Origin of the sequence: Serratia entomophila, from assembly GCF_021462285.1 — a bacterium.
In the GTDB taxonomy this organism is placed as follows: Bacteria; Pseudomonadota; Gammaproteobacteria; order Enterobacterales; family Enterobacteriaceae; genus Serratia; species Serratia entomophila.
This window is the reverse complement of the sequence record NZ_CP082787.1, coordinates 305987-325801: the sequence shown is the minus strand read 5'-3', so window position 1 is coordinate 325801 and position 19815 is coordinate 305987. Positions and strand designations below refer to the sequence as shown.

The 19815-nt window shown below is 55.0% G+C and carries 19 protein-coding genes and 1 tRNA gene; 6 read left to right on the top strand and 14 right to left on the bottom strand.

Translation table 11 applies throughout. The features are described from left to right. Window positions 1-51: 51 nt before the first annotated feature. The 4 genes from KHA73_RS01465 to KHA73_RS01450 form a co-directional block, all read right to left on the bottom strand. Window positions 52-1677, bottom strand: a complete 1626-nt coding sequence (locus KHA73_RS01465) for a methyl-accepting chemotaxis protein (protein WP_234587703.1) — start codon at window positions 1675-1677, stop codon at window positions 52-54. Window positions 1678-1900: 223 nt separating this feature from the next. After that, window positions 1901-3547 carry a chaperonin GroEL gene (gene groL, locus KHA73_RS01460; RefSeq protein ID WP_234587701.1) on the bottom strand — a complete coding sequence of 549 codons (1647 nt, stop codon included), beginning with the start codon at window positions 3545-3547 and terminating at the stop codon, window positions 1901-1903. A gap of 44 nt (window positions 3548-3591) precedes the next feature. Continuing rightward, on the bottom strand, window positions 3592-3885 hold the full coding sequence (locus KHA73_RS01455; protein ID WP_004952634.1) for a co-chaperone GroES: 294 nt from the start codon (window positions 3883-3885) through the stop codon (window positions 3592-3594). A gap of 190 nt (window positions 3886-4075) precedes the next feature. Then, a complete protein-coding gene (locus KHA73_RS01450) occupies window positions 4076-4567 on the bottom strand; it encodes an FxsA family protein (RefSeq protein ID WP_234587692.1) in 492 nt (163 codons plus the stop codon). A 350-nt stretch (window positions 4568-4917) separates the two neighbouring features. On the opposite strand from KHA73_RS01450, the gene aspA reads away from it, so the two are divergent. The 6 genes from aspA to KHA73_RS01420 all read left to right on the top strand — a co-directional run bounded on the left by aspA (window position 4918) and on the right by KHA73_RS01420 (window position 10734). Next, window positions 4918-6354 carry an aspartate ammonia-lyase gene (gene aspA, locus KHA73_RS01445; protein WP_234587690.1) on the top strand — a complete coding sequence of 479 codons (1437 nt, stop codon included), beginning with the start codon at window positions 4918-4920 and terminating at the stop codon, window positions 6352-6354. 125 nt (window positions 6355-6479) lie between these two features. After that, the gene (locus KHA73_RS01440; protein ID WP_234587688.1) at window positions 6480-7781 is read left to right on the top strand and encodes an anaerobic C4-dicarboxylate transporter; all 1302 of its coding nucleotides are present in this window, start codon (window positions 6480-6482) and stop codon (window positions 7779-7781) included. Window positions 7782-7891: 110 nt separating this feature from the next. After that, the gene (gene cutA, locus KHA73_RS01435) at window positions 7892-8215 is read left to right on the top strand and encodes a divalent cation tolerance protein CutA (protein ID WP_234587686.1); all 324 of its coding nucleotides are present in this window, start codon (window positions 7892-7894) and stop codon (window positions 8213-8215) included. Continuing rightward, on the top strand, window positions 8191-9897 hold the full coding sequence (locus tag KHA73_RS01430; protein ID WP_234587684.1) for a protein-disulfide reductase DsbD: 1707 nt from the start codon (window positions 8191-8193) through the stop codon (window positions 9895-9897). The genes cutA and KHA73_RS01430 overlap by 25 nt, the downstream gene beginning before the upstream one ends. Window positions 9898-9923: 26 nt before the next feature. Beyond that, complete coding sequence (gene dicD / locus KHA73_RS01425; RefSeq protein WP_234587682.1) at window positions 9924-10499, top strand: division control transcriptional repressor DicD; 576 nt, start codon at window positions 9924-9926, stop codon at window positions 10497-10499. Window positions 10500-10658: 159 nt separating this feature from the next. After that, window positions 10659-10734 (top strand) — tRNA-Phe (locus KHA73_RS01420). A 38-nt stretch (window positions 10735-10772) separates the two neighbouring features. On the opposite strand, the gene KHA73_RS01415 is transcribed toward KHA73_RS01420, so the two are convergent. The 10 genes from KHA73_RS01415 to KHA73_RS01370 all read right to left on the bottom strand — a co-directional run bounded on the left by KHA73_RS01415 (window position 10773) and on the right by KHA73_RS01370 (window position 19784). Next, a complete protein-coding gene (locus KHA73_RS01415) occupies window positions 10773-11186 on the bottom strand; it encodes a hypothetical protein (RefSeq protein WP_234587680.1) in 414 nt (137 codons plus the stop codon). Between the two features lie 500 nt (window positions 11187-11686). Beyond that, window positions 11687-13219 (bottom strand): PglL family O-oligosaccharyltransferase, encoded by a 1533-nt coding sequence (locus tag KHA73_RS01410; RefSeq protein ID WP_234587678.1) that lies wholly within the window; start codon window positions 13217-13219, stop codon window positions 11687-11689. Window positions 13220-13581: 362 nt separating this feature from the next. Beyond that, window positions 13582-13872, bottom strand: a complete 291-nt coding sequence (locus tag KHA73_RS01405; protein ID WP_234587676.1) for a hypothetical protein — start codon at window positions 13870-13872, stop codon at window positions 13582-13584. Window positions 13873-14293: 421 nt separating this feature from the next. Continuing rightward, on the bottom strand, window positions 14294-14836 hold the full coding sequence (locus KHA73_RS01400) for a helix-turn-helix transcriptional regulator (RefSeq protein ID WP_234587674.1): 543 nt from the start codon (window positions 14834-14836) through the stop codon (window positions 14294-14296). A 264-nt stretch (window positions 14837-15100) separates the two neighbouring features. Further along, window positions 15101-15907 (bottom strand): MrpH family fimbial adhesin, encoded by an 807-nt coding sequence (locus tag KHA73_RS01395; RefSeq protein ID WP_234587672.1) that lies wholly within the window; start codon window positions 15905-15907, stop codon window positions 15101-15103. Between the two features lie 291 nt (window positions 15908-16198). Then, window positions 16199-16723, bottom strand: a complete 525-nt coding sequence (locus tag KHA73_RS01390; RefSeq protein WP_234587670.1) for a fimbrial protein — start codon at window positions 16721-16723, stop codon at window positions 16199-16201. 55 nt (window positions 16724-16778) lie between these two features. Further along, entirely contained in the window at window positions 16779-17267 is a 489-nt protein-coding gene (locus KHA73_RS01385) for a fimbrial protein (protein ID WP_234587669.1), read from the bottom strand. A gap of 11 nt (window positions 17268-17278) precedes the next feature. Next, complete coding sequence (locus KHA73_RS01380; protein WP_234587667.1) at window positions 17279-17791, bottom strand: fimbrial protein; 513 nt, start codon at window positions 17789-17791, stop codon at window positions 17279-17281. A gap of 239 nt (window positions 17792-18030) precedes the next feature. Beyond that, entirely contained in the window at window positions 18031-18924 is an 894-nt protein-coding gene (locus KHA73_RS01375; protein WP_234587665.1) for an MrpH family fimbial adhesin, read from the bottom strand. A 197-nt stretch (window positions 18925-19121) separates the two neighbouring features. Then, window positions 19122-19784 (bottom strand): fimbrial protein, encoded by a 663-nt coding sequence (locus KHA73_RS01370; protein ID WP_234587663.1) that lies wholly within the window; start codon window positions 19782-19784, stop codon window positions 19122-19124. Window positions 19785-19815: the final 31 nt, after the last annotated feature.

Genomic DNA, 19815 nt, shown 5'->3' with positions numbered 1-19815 from the left:
TCAGTTAAATCACCCCGGGCTGCAAAAATATCATCAAATACAGCGCGGCAGCTATGCCCAGCCGCCGACCGGCTCTTCCGCGGGCCTTTCTTCCGCCCCCTGGCGCAGCAACTCTCCGGTCAGTTGAAACACCGCCACCGCCTGCGCCAGCAGCGCCGCCTGCTCCTCCACGCTGGCGGCGGTAGTGGCCACCTCCTCTACCAGCGCGGCGTTTTGCTGCGTCACCTGATCCATTTGCGTGATGGCGATGCCCACCTGTTCAACGCCTTTGCTTTGCTCTTCTGAAGCGTAAGAGATGCTGCCCATCAGCGAATTGACCTTAGTGACCGACACCACGATCTCATTCATGGCATTGCCGGCCCGCTCCACCAACTGCACGCCTTCGCCGATATCGGCGGCGACGCCGTCCACCAGGCTGCTGATTTCCTTTGCCGAAGCCGCACAGCGCTGCGCCAGACTGCGCACTTCCCCGGCCACCACGGCAAAACCCCGCCCCTGCTCCCCGGCTCGCGCGGCCTCCACCGCAGCATTGAGCGCCAGGATATTGGTCTGGAAGGCGATGCCGTCGATCACGCTGGTAATCTCTCCCACCTGGCGGGCGCTGTCGTTGATGACGCGCATCTTGTTGACCAGGCTGCCCATCAGCGCCTCGCCGTCGTGCGCAATCACCGAGGTTTGATTCACCATCAGCGCCGCCTGGCCGGCGTTATCGGCGTTTTGCCGCACCGTCGCGGTGATCTGTTCCATGCTGGCGGCGGTTTGCGTCAATGCGCTGGCCTGCTCTTCGGTGCGGCTGGACAGGTCGGCGTTGCCGACGGCAATTTCGTGGGTGCCCAGGTTGATGGACTCGACCCCTTCGCGCACCTGCCGGACGGTGGCGCTCAGCTCCTGCTGCATCTTTTGCAGGCTGGCGAACAGCATGCCGATTTCGTTGCGGCTGTGCAGCCGAATCTCGCTGCGCAGATCCCCGCGGCCCACCTTTTGCAGATGGTCAGCGACCTGGCGCAGCGGCGTGATAAGCCGCCGGCGGAAATCGCGGTGCACCAGCACCAGCAGCGCCAAAATCGCCGCCAGGGTCCCGCTCAGCAGGCGCGCGAACACCCTCTGCGTCTGCTGCGCCTCTTCCAGCGCCAGACGATGATTGACCACCGTCGCTTTCATATAGTCGGCAAACTGCGCGTCCAGCCGCTGGCGCACCCCGCTTTTCTCGGCCATCATTTGGTGCAGGCTGTCGAGCAATGTCGCCTGCGGCGCCGTTTCCAACAGCGCCAGCTCGCGTTTCAGCACCCTCTGCTGCGCCAGATAAACCTTCTTCATCGCCTCACCCAGCTCAGGCCGGGAAACCGTCAGGCCCGGCGTAGCCCAAAACAGGTTGAAAGCGACGTCGGCGCTGCGAAGTTCGCTGCGCGCCTGGTGAATGCCCTGCCGAATATCCGCGGCGGCGGTCGGTGCCATGCGCTCAAAGGCCATATTGTCGATCAGCGTCTGGGTTTGCAGCAGCGCGCGCCAGCTGCGGTTAAGCGCCGCTTCTTCCGCTGAGAAGACACCCATGGTGCCGATGCTGCTGCCGTTCTGCTGCATGAAATAGAAGGCGATGCCGCCGGTGCCCATGGGCATCAGGCCCAGCAGCAGCAGCATCAACATCAGCCAGGTGGCTATATTCATATTTTTCAGCATAAGTCGTCTCCTTTGACAGTAACCACAGGAAGGGACCCCCTCTTGTCGGTATGGGGTATATCGGAAGGAAACGGCAACTGTTTATGGCAAAAACAAAATAATGCAATAATTCATTCACAAAACTAATAACGTGCTATTAAATCATTCTCTTGGTTGATTTTAAAGATAAAAAAACCCCGGTCGATTGACCGGGGTTTTCAGCATACGCAAGCGTAGGGGATGATTACATCATGCCGCCCATGCCACCCATGCCGCCCATACCACCGGCGCCGCCTAAGTCAGGCGCGTCGGCTTTAGGCAGATCGGTAACCATGCACTCGGTGGTGATCATCAGGCCAGCCACGGAAGCCGCGTACTGCAGAGCAGAACGGGTGACTTTGGTTGGATCCAGGATACCCATCGCGATCATGTCGCCGTATTCTTCGGAGTAAGCGTTGTAGCCGTAGCTGCCTTCGCCCGCTTTCACGTTGTTGGCGATCACAGAGGCTTCTTCACCGGCGTTGATCACGATCTGACGCAGCGGTGACTCCATCGCGCGCAGCGCAACTTTGATACCGACGTTCTGGTCTTCGTTGTCGCCTTTCAGGCCGGCAATTTTGCCCGCCACGCGGATCAGCGCAACGCCGCCGCCGGCAACCACGCCTTCTTCCACCGCAGCACGGGTCGCGTGCAGGGCGTCTTCAACGCGGGCTTTCTTCTCTTTCATTTCAACTTCAGTCGCTGCGCCAACTTTGATAACGGCAACGCCGCCGGCCAGTTTAGCTACGCGCTCCTGCAGTTTTTCACGATCGTAGTCAGAGGTCGCTTCTTCGATCTGCTGACGGATCTGGGTAACGCGGCCCTGGATGGTCGCTTCGTCGCCCACGCCATCGATGATGATGGTGGTGTCTTTGTTGATCACCACGCGTTTTGCCTGGCCCAGGTCTTCCAGGGTGGCTTTTTCCAGCTCCAGACCGATCTCTTCAGAGATAACGGTACCGGCAGTCAGGGTAGCGATGTCCTGCAGCATGGCTTTACGACGGTCGCCGAAGCCAGGCGCTTTAACCGCAGCCACTTTCACGATGCCGCGCATGGTGTTGACCACCAGGGTAGCCAGCGCTTCGCCTTCAACATCTTCGGCGATGATCAGCAATGGTTTGCCGGCTTTCGCCACGGCTTCCAGCACTGGCAGCATTTCGCGGATGTTGGAGATTTTTTTGTCAGCCAGCAGGATGAACGGGCTTTCCAGCTCGACAGAACCGGTTTCCGGCTTGTTGATGAAGTACGGAGACAGGTAGCCGCGATCGAACTGCATACCTTCAACCACGTCCAGTTCGTCTTGCAGGCCGGTGCCTTCTTCAACGGTGATGACGCCTTCTTTGCCCACTTTTTCCATCGCTTCTGCAATCAGTTTACCCACGGTTTCGTCGGAGTTTGCAGAGATGGTGCCAACCTGAGCGATGGCTTTGGAGTCGGAGCAAGGTACGGACAGTTTTTTCAGCTCTTCAACCGCAGCGACAACCGCTTTGTCGATGCCGCGCTTCAGATCCATCGGGTTCATGCCGGCGGCTACCGCTTTCAGGCCTTCGGTGATGATGGATTGAGCCAGTACGGTTGCAGTGGTGGTGCCGTCGCCCGCAGCGTCGTTCGCTTTGGAGGCCACTTCTTTCACCATCTGCGCACCCATGTTCTCGAACTTGTCTTCCAGTTCGATTTCACGGGCAACGGATACGCCATCTTTAGTGATGGTAGGAGCGCCGAAGGATTTATCCAGCACTACGTTACGGCCTTTCGGGCCCAGGGTCACTTTTACTGCATCAGCGAGAACATTCACGCCGCGGAGCATTTTCACGCGAGCGTCGTTGCCGAATTTTACGTCTTTAGCTGCCATTGGTATTTCCCTTCAACTCGTTCAGTTCAGAAGATAAAGCGCAATTACGCTTCAACAATTGCCAGAATGTCGCTTTCGGACATGATCAACACTTCTTCATTGTCGATCTTCTCTGCTTTCACGCCGTAGCCGTCGTTGAAAATCACGATATCGCCAACTTTCACATCCAGCGGTTGGATGTTGCCGCTTTCCAGCACACGCCCTTTACCCACTGCCACCACTTCACCACGAGTAGATTTACCCGCTGCAGAGCCAGTCAGAACGATGCCGCCAGCAGATTTTGATTCAACTTCTTTGCGCTTGACGATAACGCGGTCATGCAATGGACGAATACTCATTGAACGCTCTCCTGTAAGAAGGTCTCTATCAGATTTAGGGTTGTTCACCGGTTTTTTTGTTGTTACCGGCCTCGTGGGATTTGAGATGGGGGCATTCCATCCCCCTTCAAGGGGCCAGCAAAAAAATTTTTCGTTTTTGGCGATATTCCTGAGCTGCGCAGACAAAAAACGCGGCCAAGGCCGCGTTTTTTTAGCGATCGTTGCGCTTGTCGTGCTCATCGGGCTGGTGCTCCAGCGTGTAGCGATCGTCGTCTTTACGCTGGAACTCGCCGTCGAAGGTGTTGCCGTTGGCGGCATCGCCCCCCTGGCCCCAACCGCCGGGGCGGTAGACCGACAGATGCGGCATCAGCTTCAGCGTCAGCGATTTCTGCACCGGCGGCAGCAGCAGCAACAGGCCGAGGAAGTCGGTGAAGAAACCCGGCACCAGCAGCAGGAAGCCCGCCAGCACCAGCGAAACGCTTTTCACCATTTCCGCCGCCGGGCTTTCGCCGGCAGCCAGTTTTTGCTGCATTTGCACGAAGGTTTTCATGCCCTGATTGCGCACCAGCGAAATGCCGACGCAGGAGGTAAACACCACCAGCAACAGGGTGACAGCCACGCCAAGCACGGCGGCGACTTTGATAAATAAGGATATTTCTATGTAAGCCAGCAGAAATATCAGCAGTAGCGGTAACCAGCGCACCTGGTTCTCCTATCGGTAGGTAAGGCGCAGCCGCCGCGAAGCGCCTGCGCGAAAAAAAGGGGGCCTATATGGCCGACCTAAATAGAATGGGGACAAGCCGGGCCCATTTCAACCAAAGGCCCTTTTTTATTGCTAAAGTTAGCAAACGTGAAAGAGATCACAGAACCGGAAAAGTGCGTTTTTATAAGCACCATAAGGTGATCTGGATTCAGTCATTTATTACTGACCAGCATATGATCTGGGCAGCAACGGGCGATATGGTCAATCGTTTCATGCCCCAAGCCTTCGGCAACATTATTTGGTTACCTGACAAATTATTAATTCGGCAGCAACACATAGAGAAGGTTCTCATGTCAAACAACATTCGTATCGAAGAAGACCTGTTAGGAACACGTGAAGTCCCCGCAGAAGCCTACTACGGTGTTCACACTCTGCGTGCGATTGAAAACTTCTACATCAGCAACAGCAAAATCAGCGATGTCCCCGAATTTGTGCGCGGCATGGTGATGGTGAAAAAAGCCGCGGCGATGGCAAATAAAGAACTAAAAACCATCCCACGCAAAATCGCCGACGTCATCATTCAGGCCTGCGACGAAGTGCTGGATAAAGGCAAATGCATGGATCAGTTCCCGGTGGACGTGTTCCAGGGCGGCGCCGGCACCTCGCTGAACATGAACACCAACGAAGTGCTGGCCAACATCGGCCTGGAGCTGATGGGCCACCAGAAAGGCGAATACCAGTACCTGAACCCCAACGACCATCTCAATAAATGCCAGTCCACCAACGACGCCTACCCGACCGGTTTCCGCATCGCGGTGTACGCCTCCAACCAGAAACTGATCGACGCCATCAACCAGCTGCGCGAAGGTTTTGACCGCAAGGCGAAAGAGTTCGAGACCATCCTGAAGATGGGCCGCACCCAGCTGCAGGACGCGGTGCCGATGACCCTGGGCCAGGAATTCCACGCCTTCAGCGTGCTGCTGAACGAAGAAACCCGTAACCTGCACCGCACCGCGGAGCTGCTGCTGGAAGTGAACCTGGGCGCCACCGCCATCGGCACCGCGCTCAACACCCCGGAAGGCTACCAGCACCTGGCGGTGCAGAAACTGGCGGAAGTCAGCGGCCTGCCGGTCGTGCCGGCGGAAGATCTGATCGAAGCCACCTCCGACTGCGGCGCCTACGTGATGGTGCACAGCGCGCTGAAGCGCCTGGCGGTCAAACTGTCGAAAATCTGCAACGACCTGCGCCTGCTCTCCTCCGGCCCGCGCGCCGGCCTGAACGAAATCAACCTGCCGGAACTGCAGGCGGGTTCTTCCATCATGCCGGCCAAGGTCAACCCGGTGGTGCCGGAAGTGGTCAATCAGGTGTGTTTCAAGGTGATTGGCAACGACACTTGCGTTACCATGGCGGCCGAAGCGGGCCAGCTGCAGTTGAACGTGATGGAGCCGGTGATCGGCCAGGCGATGTTCGAGTCGATCCACATCCTGACCAACGCCTGCTATAACCTGCTGGAAAAATGCATCAACGGCATTACCGCCAATAAAGAAGTGTGCGAGCACTACGTCTTCAACTCTATCGGTATCGTGACCTATCTGAACCCGTTCATCGGCCACCACAACGGTGACATCGTCGGGAAGATCTGCGCCGAAACCGGCAAGAGCGTGCGCGAAGTGGTGCTGGAACGCGGCCTGCTGACCGAAGCCGAGCTGGATGACATCTTCTCCGTGGAGAACCTGATGCACCCGGCCTATAAAGCCAAACGCTATACGGATGAAAATGAACAATAACAGCCCTACCCGGTAGCCCGAAAAGGCACGCTGAATCCTCTGGATAGCGTGCCTTTTTACTTTCTGGCGCCCACAAAATTTTAACTTTTTATTTTCAAATAAGCTTATTTTAAGGAGTAGACACTATGTTAGCCGTGGAATTGGTTATCGTTCTGCTGGCCATCTTTTTAGGTGCCAGACTGGGCGGTATCGGTATCGGGTTCGCCGGAGGCCTGGGGGTGCTGGTGCTGGCGTTGATCGGCGTCAAGCCGGGCAGCATCCCCTTCGACGTGATTTCCATCATCATGGCGGTGATCGCCGCAATCTCCGCCATGCAGGTCGCCGGGGGGATGGATTATCTGGTGCAGCAAACCGAAAAGCTGCTGCGCAAGAACCCCAAGCACATCACCATCCTCGCCCCCATCGTCACCTACTTCCTGACCATCTTCGCCGGCACCGGCAATATCTCGCTCTCCGCGCTGCCGGTGATTGCCGAAGTGGCGAAAGAACAAGGCATCAAGCCGTGCCGCCCGCTGTCGACCGCCGTGGTCTCCGCCCAGATAGCCATCACCGCCTCGCCGATTTCCGCCGCGGTGGTGTACATGTCTTCGGTAATGGAAGGCCATGGCGTCAGCTATCTGCATTTGCTGATGGTGGTGCTGCCGTCCACCTTCTGCGCGGTGCTGGTGATGTCGCTGCTGGTGACCTGGCTGTTCGACTCAAAGCTGTCTGACGACCCGGTGTACCTGAAGCGCCTGGAAGAAGGCCTGATCACCCTGCGCGGCAACAAGGCGCTGGAGATCAAACCGCGCGCCAAGGCCTCGGTGCTGCTGTTCCTGCTGGGGGTGCTGTGCGTGGTGGCCTACGCCATCATCAACAGCCCGGGCCTGGGCCTGGTGGCCAAGCCGCTGATGAACACCACCAACGCCATCCTGATCATCATGCTGAGCGTCGCCACCCTGACCACCCTGCTGTGCCGCGTCGACACCGACCAGGTGCTCAACTCCAGCACCTTTAAAGCCGGCATGAGCGCCTGTATCTGTATTTTGGGCGTCGCCTGGCTGGGCGACACCTTCGTGCAGGCCAACATCGACTGGATCAAAGAGACCGCGGGCAGCGTGATCCAGGCGCATCCGTGGCTGCTGGCGGTGATCTTCTTCTTCTGTTCCGCACTGCTGTACTCCCAGGCCGCCACCGCCAAGGCGCTGATGCCGATGGCGCTGGCGCTGAACGTGTCGCCGCTGACCGCCGTTGCGTCCTTCGCCGCCGTTTCCGGTCTGTTCATCCTGCCGACCTACCCGACGCTGGTCGCCGCGGTGCAAATGGACGACACCGGCACCACGCGCATCGGGCGCTTCGTGTTCAACCACCCGTTCTTCATCCCCGGCACCATCGGCGTGATATTGGCGGTGGTATTCGGTTTCCTGCTCGGTGGCCTGATGCTGTAATTCCCCGACCGGGGCTGCGGCCCCGGTTTCTCCTTTGATGATAAACTCGCCTTCTAGCCAAACCGCCTTCGGGGTATAGTTGCCCACACCAATCGATGAGAGGGTTGAAGATGTCTGATTGCGAAGCCGTCGTCATACTTTGTACCGCACCCGATGAAGCCAGCGCCCAGGAACTGGCGGCGCGGGTGCTGGGCGACAAGCTGGCGGCCTGCGCCACGCTGCTGCCCGGCGCGACGTCGCTGTATTACTGGGAAGGGAAACTGGAACAGGAATACGAAGTGCAGATGCTGTTCAAAAGCGATCGTCGCCATCAAGATGCCCTGCTCACCGCCCTGAAACAACATCACCCCTACCAGACGCCCGAGCTGCTGGTGCTGCCGGTGATGGCCGGAGATAAAGACTACCTGTTATGGATCAACGCCTCATTAAACTGATTTTGCTGCTTTGCAGCCTGTTTTTCCTGCCGCAGGCGGCGCAGGCCTCGCTGTTCGGCCAGAGCGGCGGCAGCCAGTTCGTGCCCGTCGATCGGGCGTTCGCCTTCGATTTTAAACAGCAGGACCGCCAGCTGACGCTGAACTGGCAAATTCGCCCGGGCTATTATCTGTACCGCCAGCAGATCAAGCTGGTGCCGCAGCAGGCGACGCTGGGCGCCTTTACGCTGCCCGAGGGGCTGAGCCACAAGGATGAGTTCTTCGGCGAGGTCGCCATTTTCAAACAGCAGCTCAACCTGAACATTCCGCTGCAGCAGGCGGCAGCCAGCGCCAGCCTGATCGTCACCTATCAGGGCTGCGCCGAAGCCGGCTTCTGCTACCCGCCGGAAACCCGAACGATCCCGCTGGATGCAGTGAGCGCCGCCACCGCATTGCCGACCCCTGCGCCGGCAGCACCGGCGCCCGCCAGCCTGCCGTTCTCCCCCCTGTGGGCGCTGTTGATCGGCATCGGCATCGCCTTCACCCCCTGCGTGCTGCCGATGTACCCGCTGATTTCCGGCATCATTCTCGGCCGCGAACGGCCGCACGGCAGCGGGCGCATTCTGGCGCTGGCGGTCGTTTACGTGCAGGGCATGGCGTTAACCTACACCCTGCTCGGCCTGGTGGTTGCGGCCGCCGGGCTGCAGTTCCAGGCAGCGTTGCAGCACCCCTATGTGCTGATCGGCCTGTCGGCGCTGTTTATCGCCCTGGCGCTGTCGATGTTCGGCCTGTACTCGCTGCAGCTGCCTTCCGCGCTGCAGACCCGCTTAGCCAACTGGAGCAACACCCAGCGCGGCGGTTCGTTGACCGGCGTATTCCTGATGGGCGCATTGGCCGGGTTGATTTGTTCGCCCTGCACCACCGCGCCGCTGAGCGCCATCCTGCTGTATATCGCCCAGAGCGGCAATATGTGGGCCGGCGGCGGCACGCTGTATCTTTACGCGCTGGGGATGGGCATTCCGCTGGTGATCGTCACCCTGTTCGGCAACCGCCTGCTGCCGCGCAGCGGCCCCTGGATGCAGTATGTCAAAGAGGCCTTCGGCTTCGTGATCCTGGCGCTGCCGGTCTTCCTGCTGGAACGGGTGATCGGTGACCTGTGGGGATTGCGGTTGTGGAGCCTGCTCGGCCTGGCGTTCTTCGGCTGGGCCTTCGCCCTGAGCCTGAAAACCTCACGCGGTTGGGCCAGAGCATTGCAGCTGCTGCTGCTGGCGGCGGCGGTGATCGCCGCACGGCCGCTGCAGGACTGGGCGTTCGGCGCCACTGGCGCGCAACAGGCCAACCTGCCGCACCTCAGCTTCACCCGCATCGAGAACGTCGGGCAGCTCGACCAGGCGCTGCAGCAGGCGCAGGGCAAGCCGGTGATGCTGGATCTGTACGCCGACTGGTGCGTCGCCTGCAAAGAGTTCGAAAAATATACCTTCAGCGACGCGGCGGTTCAGGCTAAGCTGGCCAACGTGGTGCTGCTGCAGGCGGACGTGACCGCCAACAACGCCGAACAGGCGGCGCTGCTGAAGCGCCTGCAGGTCCTCGGATTGCCGACCATTCTGTTCTTCAACGGCGCCGGCCAAGAGTTGCCCGCACAGCGGGTCACCGGCTTTATGGATGCGCCGGCGTTCAACGCGCATTTGCAGAAAGCGGTGCAATAAATAAAATCGAATTGGAGGAAGCACAAGTGCAACGTGAACACGTTCTTGATACCGCACTGGGGCTGTTGGAACAACAGGGCCTGGCGACCGCCACGCTGGAGATGCTGGCTGAAAAACTCGAGGTGCAGCCCAGCGATCTCAAACGGTTTTGGCCGGACCGCGAAGCGCTGCTGTATGACTGCCTGCGCTATCACGGCCAGCAGATCGACACCTGGCGCCGCCAGCTGCTGTTGGACGAAAACCTGAGCCCGCAGCAAAAGCTGCTGGCGCGCTATGACGTGCTGGCGGAATACGTGCAGCACGACCGCTATCCCGGTTGCCTGTTTATCGCCGCCTGCAGCTTCTTCCCGGAAACGGATCACCCTATCCACCAGTTGGCGGAACAGCAAAAGCTGACTTCGCTGGAGCTGACCCGCGACCTGCTGCGCGAAATGGACGCCGACGACGCCGATATGGTGGCACAACAGATGGAGCTGATCCAGGAAGGTTGCCTGAGCAAACTGCTGGTAAAACGCCAACTCCAGGACGTATCCGTGGCCAAACGGCTGGCCGAGGACATCTTGCAGGTGGCGCAGTGCCGCAGAAACGGCGCTTTAGGCTGAGCGGCAGATCCACAGTGGGCGATCAGCCCCCGTTTGCGGCCCGTGCGGACGTATTTTTACGCCCCTTGACTGAAAAGCCAGCAACCGGATGCATTTTCAGGTATTTCATGCATAAAGCCGTTGACGGCCCCCGGCCAATACGGTTTAATGCTGCCCGTTGCCCGGATAGCTCAGTCGGTAGAGCAGGGGATTGAAAATCCCCGTGTCCTTGGTTCGATTCCGAGTCCGGGCACCATATTTAGAAGAACCCGCCCATGGCGGGTTTTTTGCTTTTCAGGGACAGGACTCTCCATCGAACTGCGTTCGATTATTCGGCCCAAAGGCCTCACCCTGCGGGCCAGCGCTGAAGCGCTGTTCAACACGGCGCAAGGCCGGTTGTCCGAGTCCGGTCGCCCTATTTAGAAGAACCCGCCCAAAAGGCGGGTTTTTTGCTTTCTGAGGTACGGACTGGACTCTGCATCCCCCCATGGCATTTTCAGGATGCCGCCAGACGGCCGCCAGCAGCGACGGCAGCGCGAAAGCCATAAAGTTTTGCTGCAGCGTCAGATCCATATCGATAAGCAGACCGCCAATGAACGGCCCCAGGATCGCGCCGATGCGGCCAATGCCCAGGCCCCAGCCAAGGCCTGTCGAAGTCATGGTTCCGGGGTAAAAACGGGCGACATAAGAGCTCATCGCTATTTGCATACCAATGGTGCTGGCCCCTGCAACAACCGGCAGCGAATACAACAGATGGATCGGCGTCTGAATGCCAGCAGTTGCAGAGTAGCGGTCCCCAGCAAAAAATAGCCGATGAGAATGCGCCTTCCGTTCACCCTATCCATCAACCAGCAACTGCTCAGCGCCCCGGCAATGGTCCCCCGGTCAGAAACGACAGGCTGGAACCCAAGGGGTAACCCGCCTGCGGTATCAGCTTGGGCAGCCCGGAGGTCATGCCGTAAATGACAAACAGCGACATGAAAAAAACCAGCCCAAACATCAGGGTGCTTAAGCCTCGCGCTCGGCGAACAGATCCTTCAGGGTCGCCTTTCTCGGCTTTATTCCTGCTGCCGACGGATTGATAAACTCCGTACCCGAATGCTGGATGAGACGGAAGATATCAGGACGCTGTTGCGGATGATCTACGCCTTATATGACGAACAAGGCATCTCCTATATAAAATCAGGGTTGGCTGAATAGCCACCTGATTATAGAAAACGCGGATCGTCAGGAAAGAAAGCGATGGCCTCCCGACGCAGCATTTCTGCAGACCTACTCTGCCCCTGGTGCTTAAGAATCAAATACAGCGTGGCATATACGTTTCTATCTATGTGCTTCTTCAAATAATCTTGAGCCCACTGCGTATAACCGGATAGCAAACTTTCATCCTGTGTTTGATTAAATAACAACAATGCATAAACCTGTTGATCGAACTCCCGGCGCTCACTCTGAAGCCAAGAAACAGCGCTGGGCATAGCGACAACATCACGCATATCGGCAAAATTATTCCGCTCGGCATGGGTTAGGACAATGCTGCCCTGCAACCCGAGCAACATCGCGGCCAGAGTAAGTAAAGAACATACAGGTAGCAAGATCCCTGCGGTTCTCCCGCTTAACTCGCTCCGCTCATCGGCAGGAGTCACTCCCTGATCCAGCATCGCCAGTAATAGCAGAAAAACGGCCCAGTGCAGCGCAGATAAATAGAACGGATACTCGGTCTGGGTGTGCAAGGCCATAGGTAATAATGCGAAACAAAGCGCCAGCATCCCCCCCTGATTGGGCGGGGCCGTTCGCTGGCGATGCTGTAACCACGCTTTAACCGCCAACCGTCCCCCGGCAAACAGCAGCAACAGCATGCCGAGCAGCCCTGCGCCTCCCCCCTCAACCCACCATAAGAGAATTTCGTTATGAGGGTGCACCGCTACACCGACCCCCAGCGTCGACTCCCCCAATGCCGCACGAAAATGCTGGAAACTATACTCAAAACCGCCATAGCCCCAGCCCGCCAGCGGCTTTTCCATAATCATCGCCAGCGTGCCGTTGAGCATAATGCCGCGCGCGCTGTCTGAGCCGGCATGACTGACGGCATTAACCTGTTCGCTCCAGCCAAGTACCGCTATTCCTGCCAGTGCGCCACACAGCATCATCAACGCAGCAACAACGCTGCCCCATGGGTATTTCCTGGCGTAAGTCACCATAAATAACAGTGCGACAACACCGCCGCCCAACCAGCCAATACGCGATTGCAACCAAACCAGCAGAGCGGGAAATACCGCCAATAGCAAGCACAGCAAGACCCGGCGCCACTTTTCATGGCCTGCCACCCGCAGTTGAAAATCTGGTAGCAGAAACAGCATCAGCACTAAAGCCAGTACGGTGGCGGCGAAACTGGCCAACAGGTTGACCTGCTGGAATACGCCGTAAGGGCGGCCGCCAACCACCGGATACGGCAACCAGTGGCCCAGATTAAACATCTGCAGCAACGCCATTAACGCCTGTATCGTTACCGCCAGTACTATAATGCCGAACAGCCAATAACGCGCTCGTTTTGAAAAGTTAGTCTGCAGCCATGAAAAATAGAAAATCAATCCACCAAATAAGCCACCCCAGCGCCAAAGCGCAGCCTCCCGCCATTCAGGCCGGGTATAAAACAGGGGAATGGCCAGCAGCGTTAGAGCGACAACACATAGCTTAACCGTTGGCGTTATTATGATACGCCGCTTGCAGAACAAGACGCTCATTCAGATAATCAGGCTCAGCAGCGCCATCCCTCCCCAACTGATAAAGTTCTGCGGCAATGCAAAACCCATCCCGCCCATATTCGGGAAGTAAAGATGCATCACCAATCCGAACCAAATGACCAGAATAAGGTAAGGAAGGTCGCTTCCAGGTTTTAACTTACAAAAAACCATAATCCATTAAGCCTATTAATCTTTTAAGAAGCCATTGTCGTTTTATAAAAAATTATATCGTTGTGATATCACTGCAGATAATCTATTCGACGATGGCATACCTATTATGATGGTAGGGCTGGGCCTTCATGCCCGGTTTTCAAAGAAAAAAGCCCGCCAAGCGGCGAGCTTATCCGCATTAATCTTCAGAATTATTGGCAAATAGAGGCGTATTTTTTCATAAACGGACTGGCGCAAATAGACGCATAGATATCTTTTTGCAGTTGGCTGGCGGCAGAGCCCGGTTTCTGAGCGCCGTTTTGGCCGCCAATGTTCACGCCGGTGCCATTGTTGCCGTTGGTGCTGCCGTTAATGCTCACATCAACGGAAGTGCCGCCGCTGCCGGTGTTGCCATTAATGCCGCCCTCGATCACCAGACCGGCATAAGAGAGCTGAGAACACATCAGCAGTGCACAGCCGAGCAATAGAATGTTTTTGTTCATAATCACTATCTCCTTTTACTTTATTTAATACCCCGGAAAAGGGGGATTTCCCTGAAGTGCGGCCGAGCGGTCTGTCAACAATGTTGTCACGCCTAACCCTTTACCTGCACACTCGGCAACCGCTTTTTCCTCATGAGCTGCCCGTGTTTAAAAAACGAATACGCACTCAAGAATAGGAAAAATATTGCCAGACAAATAAGCTTCACTTTACATTCCCTTGATTTATCGCTACAAGACAGGGCCAATAGAAAACATTCACCAAGATTATGGCATTAAACTCATCAACCACCCCGGCCTATATAAAAACAGTGACACTCATTACTTATTGATAAGGGGTACGAATCACTTTCGTGACCTTTATCTATTGCCAACCTTATTGGAGCTTACCAAAAACATGAAAATATAACATCCCTCTTCACGGTTAGGCATATTCTCCCTCTTGGGACAAAAGCCAATAAATAAATTCATGGCGCTTTTTTAACATCATTTTGCTCATTACCGAGCGTTTATGGCTGTGCACCGTTTTTACGCTGACCCCCAATATTCTTGCCGTTTGCGATTGATCGAGCCCGCTGCGGAGATAGCCCACCACTTGTCGTTCGCGGCAGGTCAGGGGTTGACGTCTGAAGAGCATTGGCTCGCCGCCAGATAATGCTTCGTTCAACAACTCAAACAACTTGTTCTGCTCATCTGTTCGGTACAGTACGCAGGCCCTGTCGTTCGCGACAGGAACAGGCCTTTCTTTAACCGTGATAACCAGCGGTGCGCCGCGATGGCCCGTCCTGCGCCAGCACTGGGCGCGCCGCCGGGATGAGGCCAGCACCATATCCGGCTGTTCCGCACAGCCCGGCGTTAAAAAATGGACGGCTTTATTGCGTGTTAGCGCATATTGTTCAATGCAGAACCGCAAGCCTTCTGCGAAATAACGGTTCTCATCGTCGATGACGACATTAAGATTTTTCATTCTTATATCTCCTGTTACATCCATCCCATGGATGGATCATCGTGGAGGCCATAGGTTATTTAAACCCAAATTTATCTGAAAGATATGTTGACGATAATGGAGATTTAAATACCCATCTCATCTTCCACAAAACAATGAATAAATGCACATGAAGCTAAAGCCAGAGCATAATATGAAAATCGCCCTTTAACCAGCCGTTATGAATCTCATTTTTGTTAACTCACCGTCCAGATTATTTTCATCTAAAATAAAGAAAAGCATCGACTATGGTAAATAAACTATGATGGTTTTTGAGCCCTGGAATGTACCGGCGCTACCGTCATAACCGGCCAGAGTAGAACTCAAGGTCAACTCAACGCCTGCCGCTGTGGCCCTAACCACTTTCCCATCGCCCAAATTCACGCCGTCTACTTTAAGCTCGCTACGAAAACCGCCATAACCCTTTAAATTAATGCTGCCGGAACGATCTGCCGATGCAATGCGCACCCCAGTTTCGGCACTGCATTTCACATATAGCGACGTACTTACGGTATTTCCATTTATTTTATCAGGGCTGAGTGTGCCGTGCCTCAACTGACTATTCGGCATAGAAATATTGCAATAGGTGGGGTCAACCCGGTGATAACAAAATTCATCGCCGCCAGGCAAAGGCCTTCTCCCTTCAGTTCCAAGGAAAAAGCATGTTTTCCCCCCGCCGCCGTACTGCGTCCTGGTAAAGGTTCGTTTAAAAATACCATCCTGTATCAAATACTCTCCCAACTCCCCCAGCGTTTTATATTCCCTTGCATACCCCGTATAAATTCGACCGACAGGCACACCACCAACCCCCCAGGTATCAATATAATAAATATTAATGTAGCACTCTGAGCAATGATAAAGCGGATTACTCGTTGTATTAAAAATATCCCACGAGGTTATCTTGACTGAAAAATCAAACCCCCCCCAGGGCCCCGGCCTCGGCAAAACAGTGCTTTCCAACGTCCAGGGAGAAGACGATGCAATAGGGGAAAAGAATAGCGTCAACACAAGCGGAAAAAAATAAATTACTTTCTTTAATATATTTAATATCATAGAGCTACACCTATGCTTATCTTACTCTTTATTGTAAAATCACCAACACGACTTTAGGTTGTCAGCTAATGACAAATCGTTTAGCACTCGTATCATTTATCACTGGTACGTTTTTTCCCATACAGGGAGTAAACTGAGATTCCTGCCCGCAAGAATAACTAGTCTCGGTTAGCATACGTCCCGCTATCCAACACACTCTAAAAATCAAGAGCACAGAAATGGTAATAATATGCACCAGGCATTATCGCAGATTAATGAATTAGCATAACCGCATCGTTATTACGTTAGCATTCAATCATAGTGCAGTAAAAATGTTGCCACAGCGCTAAATGCCCCTCTGCCGATAGCACTATTTTTTATCGCTTCAGGCTCACCACGCACATAAGCTCTAAGCGTGATTATGTTGCTTCCCGCCTGCAACCGCTGCTTCCCAGCCGGTTGATTTAGGGGTAACAATTCTCCGGCAGTATTTTCCAGACCAATGGCGATACCACTCGCGCCACCGCTATTGATGGCCAGCAGCCCCGGCAGCGCAACACTTTCCGTGCCGCTAAAAGAGACGCTTACCGTTTCGCCAAGGCTGAGATCGCATTCCGTCAATTGCAGGGAAAATGTCTTCCCTGGCGTGCGCTGGTTGAGATACAGATATTTATCAATCACCGTGCCAAAATCCAGCTCGATATTCTCTTTCCCGGGAGGAATCACGCAGGGCTCCGCCACCAGTACGCCGCTGTAGCTGACCGCCACCGTAGGCGCCGCACTCCAGCAGATATGGCTAATACACAATAACGCCAGCAGCGGCAAAGTCTTCTTCATCCTCATCTCCTGGTTAATAGCATGGATGATTTTTATCATTCATCGTGAGTGCCATTTAATAATATTCAAGACGGAATAAGGCATTAGCATTAAAAACCCCCGGAGTTAAGACCTCACTGGGGCTCTTAACCGGTACCACTTGCACATGGCGCTTAATGCTGCCAACGCCGCTCATATAACCGTCCACTGCCAGATCTGACCAACCACCATTAATTTGCTCCTGGGCCTTAATCCCCAGCCCATCGATATTGGTCGCCAGCGCGGAGCTATCGAAATCGCTCGGTTTACCGACGTAGCTGATTTTAAAGGGAACGTCAAAGCCAGAGGGGCAAGTTATATCGACTGCAAATGACTTTCTGTAGCGTTCGCCATCTATTCTATTAATGCCCACCGTCCCGAAATCGACGTTTATCGACTGCCCGCCGTTGAATTCGCAGGGCACATCCTCTCTCAGAGTACCTTTAAAGCTCATGTTTTCCGCCGCCGAAACCTCGCAAGCCGTAATACCCAACAGGATAAGGCAAACCGTGCCAAGCTTTTTCATCGCCACCTTCCTCATTGATAAAACACCAGTAGAGTGGCACCGGCAGTAAAGGCGCCACCGGGCAGCTTTTTACCCGCTCTTTTAACCGGCACAGCCTGCAGTTGCGGTTTATCGGGATAAGTAAACTTCAGCCAGCTATTTACATTAAGCGCCTGTCCATTGGCGCGTAACGCCACGCCGAAGTCGCTGATGTTGGTCTGCAGCGCCGAGGCATCAAAGGGGGTCGCATTGCCCTGGACCTTCATCCGCATGGCATTGGATTTATCGTCCGAACACGCCAGCGAATAGTCCACATCTTTCATATAATTGCTGCCATTCACGCCGCCCGTCAGGATCTCGCCGAAGTCCACTTCGATGGTGCGATTGTCATTGATCACGCAAGCCGGCGTTTCCAGCACCGTGACGCTAACCGTCACGGTAGTAGCCGCTTTGGTCAGTGGCGATATCCCTGCACAGAGCAGAAACACCGCCGCATTACGGTTCAAAACGATGAAATATCTGGTCAGGTTGAAGTGATACTTCATTCTCTAAACTCCTTTGCCCTGGCTCTGGCTCTGGCTCTGGCTCTAGCTCTGGCCAAAAATTAAACGCGTACAATACTGCTAACAGTGATTACCAACGGCGAAATTTCTCCGGCAAGGTGCCATGCATATTTAACACCTCACTGTTTCTGCCGATATCGCAATTTCTTAAGCTTTCAGCTGTCGTTACGAAAGGGTACCAGAGTGACATTTTAATGATATATTCCCTCCCTATAACAACGTCATGGAATAGTTATTTGCAGTATAGCCGATGCTGAATAAGCCCCTGCCGATATCACCCCATTACTTCTCAAAGTCGATGCTATAACCACATTCACCCCGCCAGTCCCCACATTATTTATAGTAATACCTTTCTGTGCGGGAGCCTTATTAATCACCAGCTCTGATGACAAACTTCCATCACGCACCAAAGCAAGGCGTCCGTTATTGTCAACCCCTGTCATACGCAAATTGATGCTGCTGTTTCTGCTGCATGATACATTGACATCCACCGTTTTACGGTTGCCATTCAATTCCTGAGCAATAAGCGCAGAGTGCTGCAAATTGATATTCTGTGAGTTCACCTGGCAATTGGCAGGCTGAATCGGTGGCGTCAGCCCCCCTGTTTGTCCTCCCCCTCCCCCCAAATAACACACATCCAGCGACCCGTAACGCACGAAAGAAAGGCTGGTTGAAAGTGTCGTTATCGTACTGAACCAATCCCCTTTTCCCACAAGCATAAGACAGAGTTGCTCATTCCCCTTAAAATTATAAGCATCAAAAGTGCAAGGTACCATCATACGCGAGTTAATCTGCGGCATTACCTTTTCAATCGTTGTACCTTTAGTAACAGTGAAGTTATTGGGGCAAGTACGAAAATAGTTATTGCCTATTCTAAGCTCCCACGCCACTTCACACCCTTCGGTTCTATTACAAGTGAGCCCCCGGCCTTCAGAACCATATGGATTGGATACCTGCCCTCTAGGCGAAATTGAGAATGCGTATATTGTCTCCGTCTCTTTTATCCACTTGGGGTTTACTTCGACAGCACTATGTGCCTGAAAAGAGTAAATCAGCGAAAAAAAATATAGCACAAACAAAAAAACAATCTGGTTAAATAAATATTTGATGCACATGAATTGAACACTCTATAATTTGTAAAAACCAAACCAGGGGTCAAAAATTCCCGACCGCCAGCTTATTTCTTAACTGCCCATCCGCATCACAATTATGAACCTTAAATATGAACTGATTGCTTTCCGATTGTAACGGTATATCCCTGATTACTGGTTCAAGGGTAACCGCTCTTAAAATATCTTCTTACTGGAACGCCTCAGTCATAACTCAGGCTAAAATCCACCGTGGCGCGATAGGCCCCGGCCGTGAGGCTCGCCGCCGTGCGTTCCGGCGCCACGCTATACTTCAAGGCGTTCTGCCCCGGCGTCAGCAGCAGCGGCTCGCCGCGGCTGCCCAGCCGCACATCCCGACCGCGGCCATCTTCAAGACGCAACCCCAACCCGGCAACGCCCTGCGCCTTCACCAGTTGCGGGTTATCTGCATCCTGCACCGCGCGGAAAGTCACCGTAACCGCGGGTTGATTGTCGGCCCAGGTTAAGGCGCCGATGCGTGAATCCCGGCTGCCGGCCGGGCTGCGCAGGCAGTCCCGCAACAGCAGCTCGAAAGCCACCGGTGTACCGCGATCGCCGACGTTTTGCAGGCGCCCGGTACCGACTTCTCCCAGGCTGATGTCCTGCCATGCGCTTTCCATCTCCAGCCGGCAGGCGCTTTCCGTCAGGGCGCCACGCACCTGCAGTACGCCATTGGCGCCGTCGGTGTACCAGTTATCCGCCACCTGACCCTGGGCGGCCGGCAGCAGCCACAGCATCGCACCGAGGGTGAGCGGCGCCATCAGCGCCAGCCCGCCCAGGGTGGCGTAATAGTGCCAGTCCTGGCGCTCCGGCAGGTGTTTTCTCAGTCTGTCGCTTATCCATTGCATCTTTATTCCTCCCGATTACCCGCCGCAGCCA

Excerpts from the sequence above, each read along its gene's own strand:
- KHA73_RS01400 (WP_234587674.1), bottom strand. The coding sequence starts at position 14,836 with ATGAAAAATCTTAATGTCGTCATCGACGATGAGAACCGTTATTTCGCA.
- KHA73_RS01395 (WP_234587672.1), bottom strand. The coding sequence starts at position 15,907 with ATGATATTAAATATATTAAAGAAAGTAATTTATTTTTTTCCGCTTGTG.
- KHA73_RS01405 (WP_234587676.1), bottom strand. The coding sequence starts at position 13,872 with ATGAACAAAAACATTCTATTGCTCGGCTGTGCACTGCTGATGTGTTCT.
- KHA73_RS01465 (WP_234587703.1), bottom strand. The coding sequence starts at position 1,677 with ATGCTGAAAAATATGAATATAGCCACCTGGCTGATGTTGATGCTGCTG.
- KHA73_RS01440 (WP_234587688.1), top strand. The coding sequence starts at position 6,480 with ATGTTAGCCGTGGAATTGGTTATCGTTCTGCTGGCCATCTTTTTAGGT.
- KHA73_RS01455 (WP_004952634.1), bottom strand. The coding sequence starts at position 3,885 with ATGAGTATTCGTCCATTGCATGACCGCGTTATCGTCAAGCGCAAAGAA.
- KHA73_RS01410 (WP_234587678.1), bottom strand. The coding sequence starts at position 13,219 with ATGAGCGTCTTGTTCTGCAAGCGGCGTATCATAATAACGCCAACGGTT.
- groL (WP_234587701.1), bottom strand. The coding sequence starts at position 3,547 with ATGGCAGCTAAAGACGTAAAATTCGGCAACGACGCTCGCGTGAAAATG.
- KHA73_RS01430 (WP_234587684.1), top strand. The coding sequence starts at position 8,191 with ATGGATCAACGCCTCATTAAACTGATTTTGCTGCTTTGCAGCCTGTTT.
- cutA (WP_234587686.1), top strand. The coding sequence starts at position 7,892 with ATGTCTGATTGCGAAGCCGTCGTCATACTTTGTACCGCACCCGATGAA.
- aspA (WP_234587690.1), top strand. The coding sequence starts at position 4,918 with ATGTCAAACAACATTCGTATCGAAGAAGACCTGTTAGGAACACGTGAA.
- KHA73_RS01380 (WP_234587667.1), bottom strand. The coding sequence starts at position 17,791 with ATGAAGTATCACTTCAACCTGACCAGATATTTCATCGTTTTGAACCGT.
- KHA73_RS01390 (WP_234587670.1), bottom strand. The coding sequence starts at position 16,723 with ATGAAGAAGACTTTGCCGCTGCTGGCGTTATTGTGTATTAGCCATATC.
- KHA73_RS01375 (WP_234587665.1), bottom strand. The coding sequence starts at position 18,924 with ATGTGCATCAAATATTTATTTAACCAGATTGTTTTTTTGTTTGTGCTA.
- KHA73_RS01415 (WP_234587680.1), bottom strand. The coding sequence starts at position 11,186 with ATGCAAATAGCGATGAGCTCTTATGTCGCCCGTTTTTACCCCGGAACC.
- KHA73_RS01370 (WP_234587663.1), bottom strand. The coding sequence starts at position 19,784 with ATGCAATGGATAAGCGACAGACTGAGAAAACACCTGCCGGAGCGCCAG.
- KHA73_RS01385 (WP_234587669.1), bottom strand. The coding sequence starts at position 17,267 with ATGAAAAAGCTTGGCACGGTTTGCCTTATCCTGTTGGGTATTACGGCT.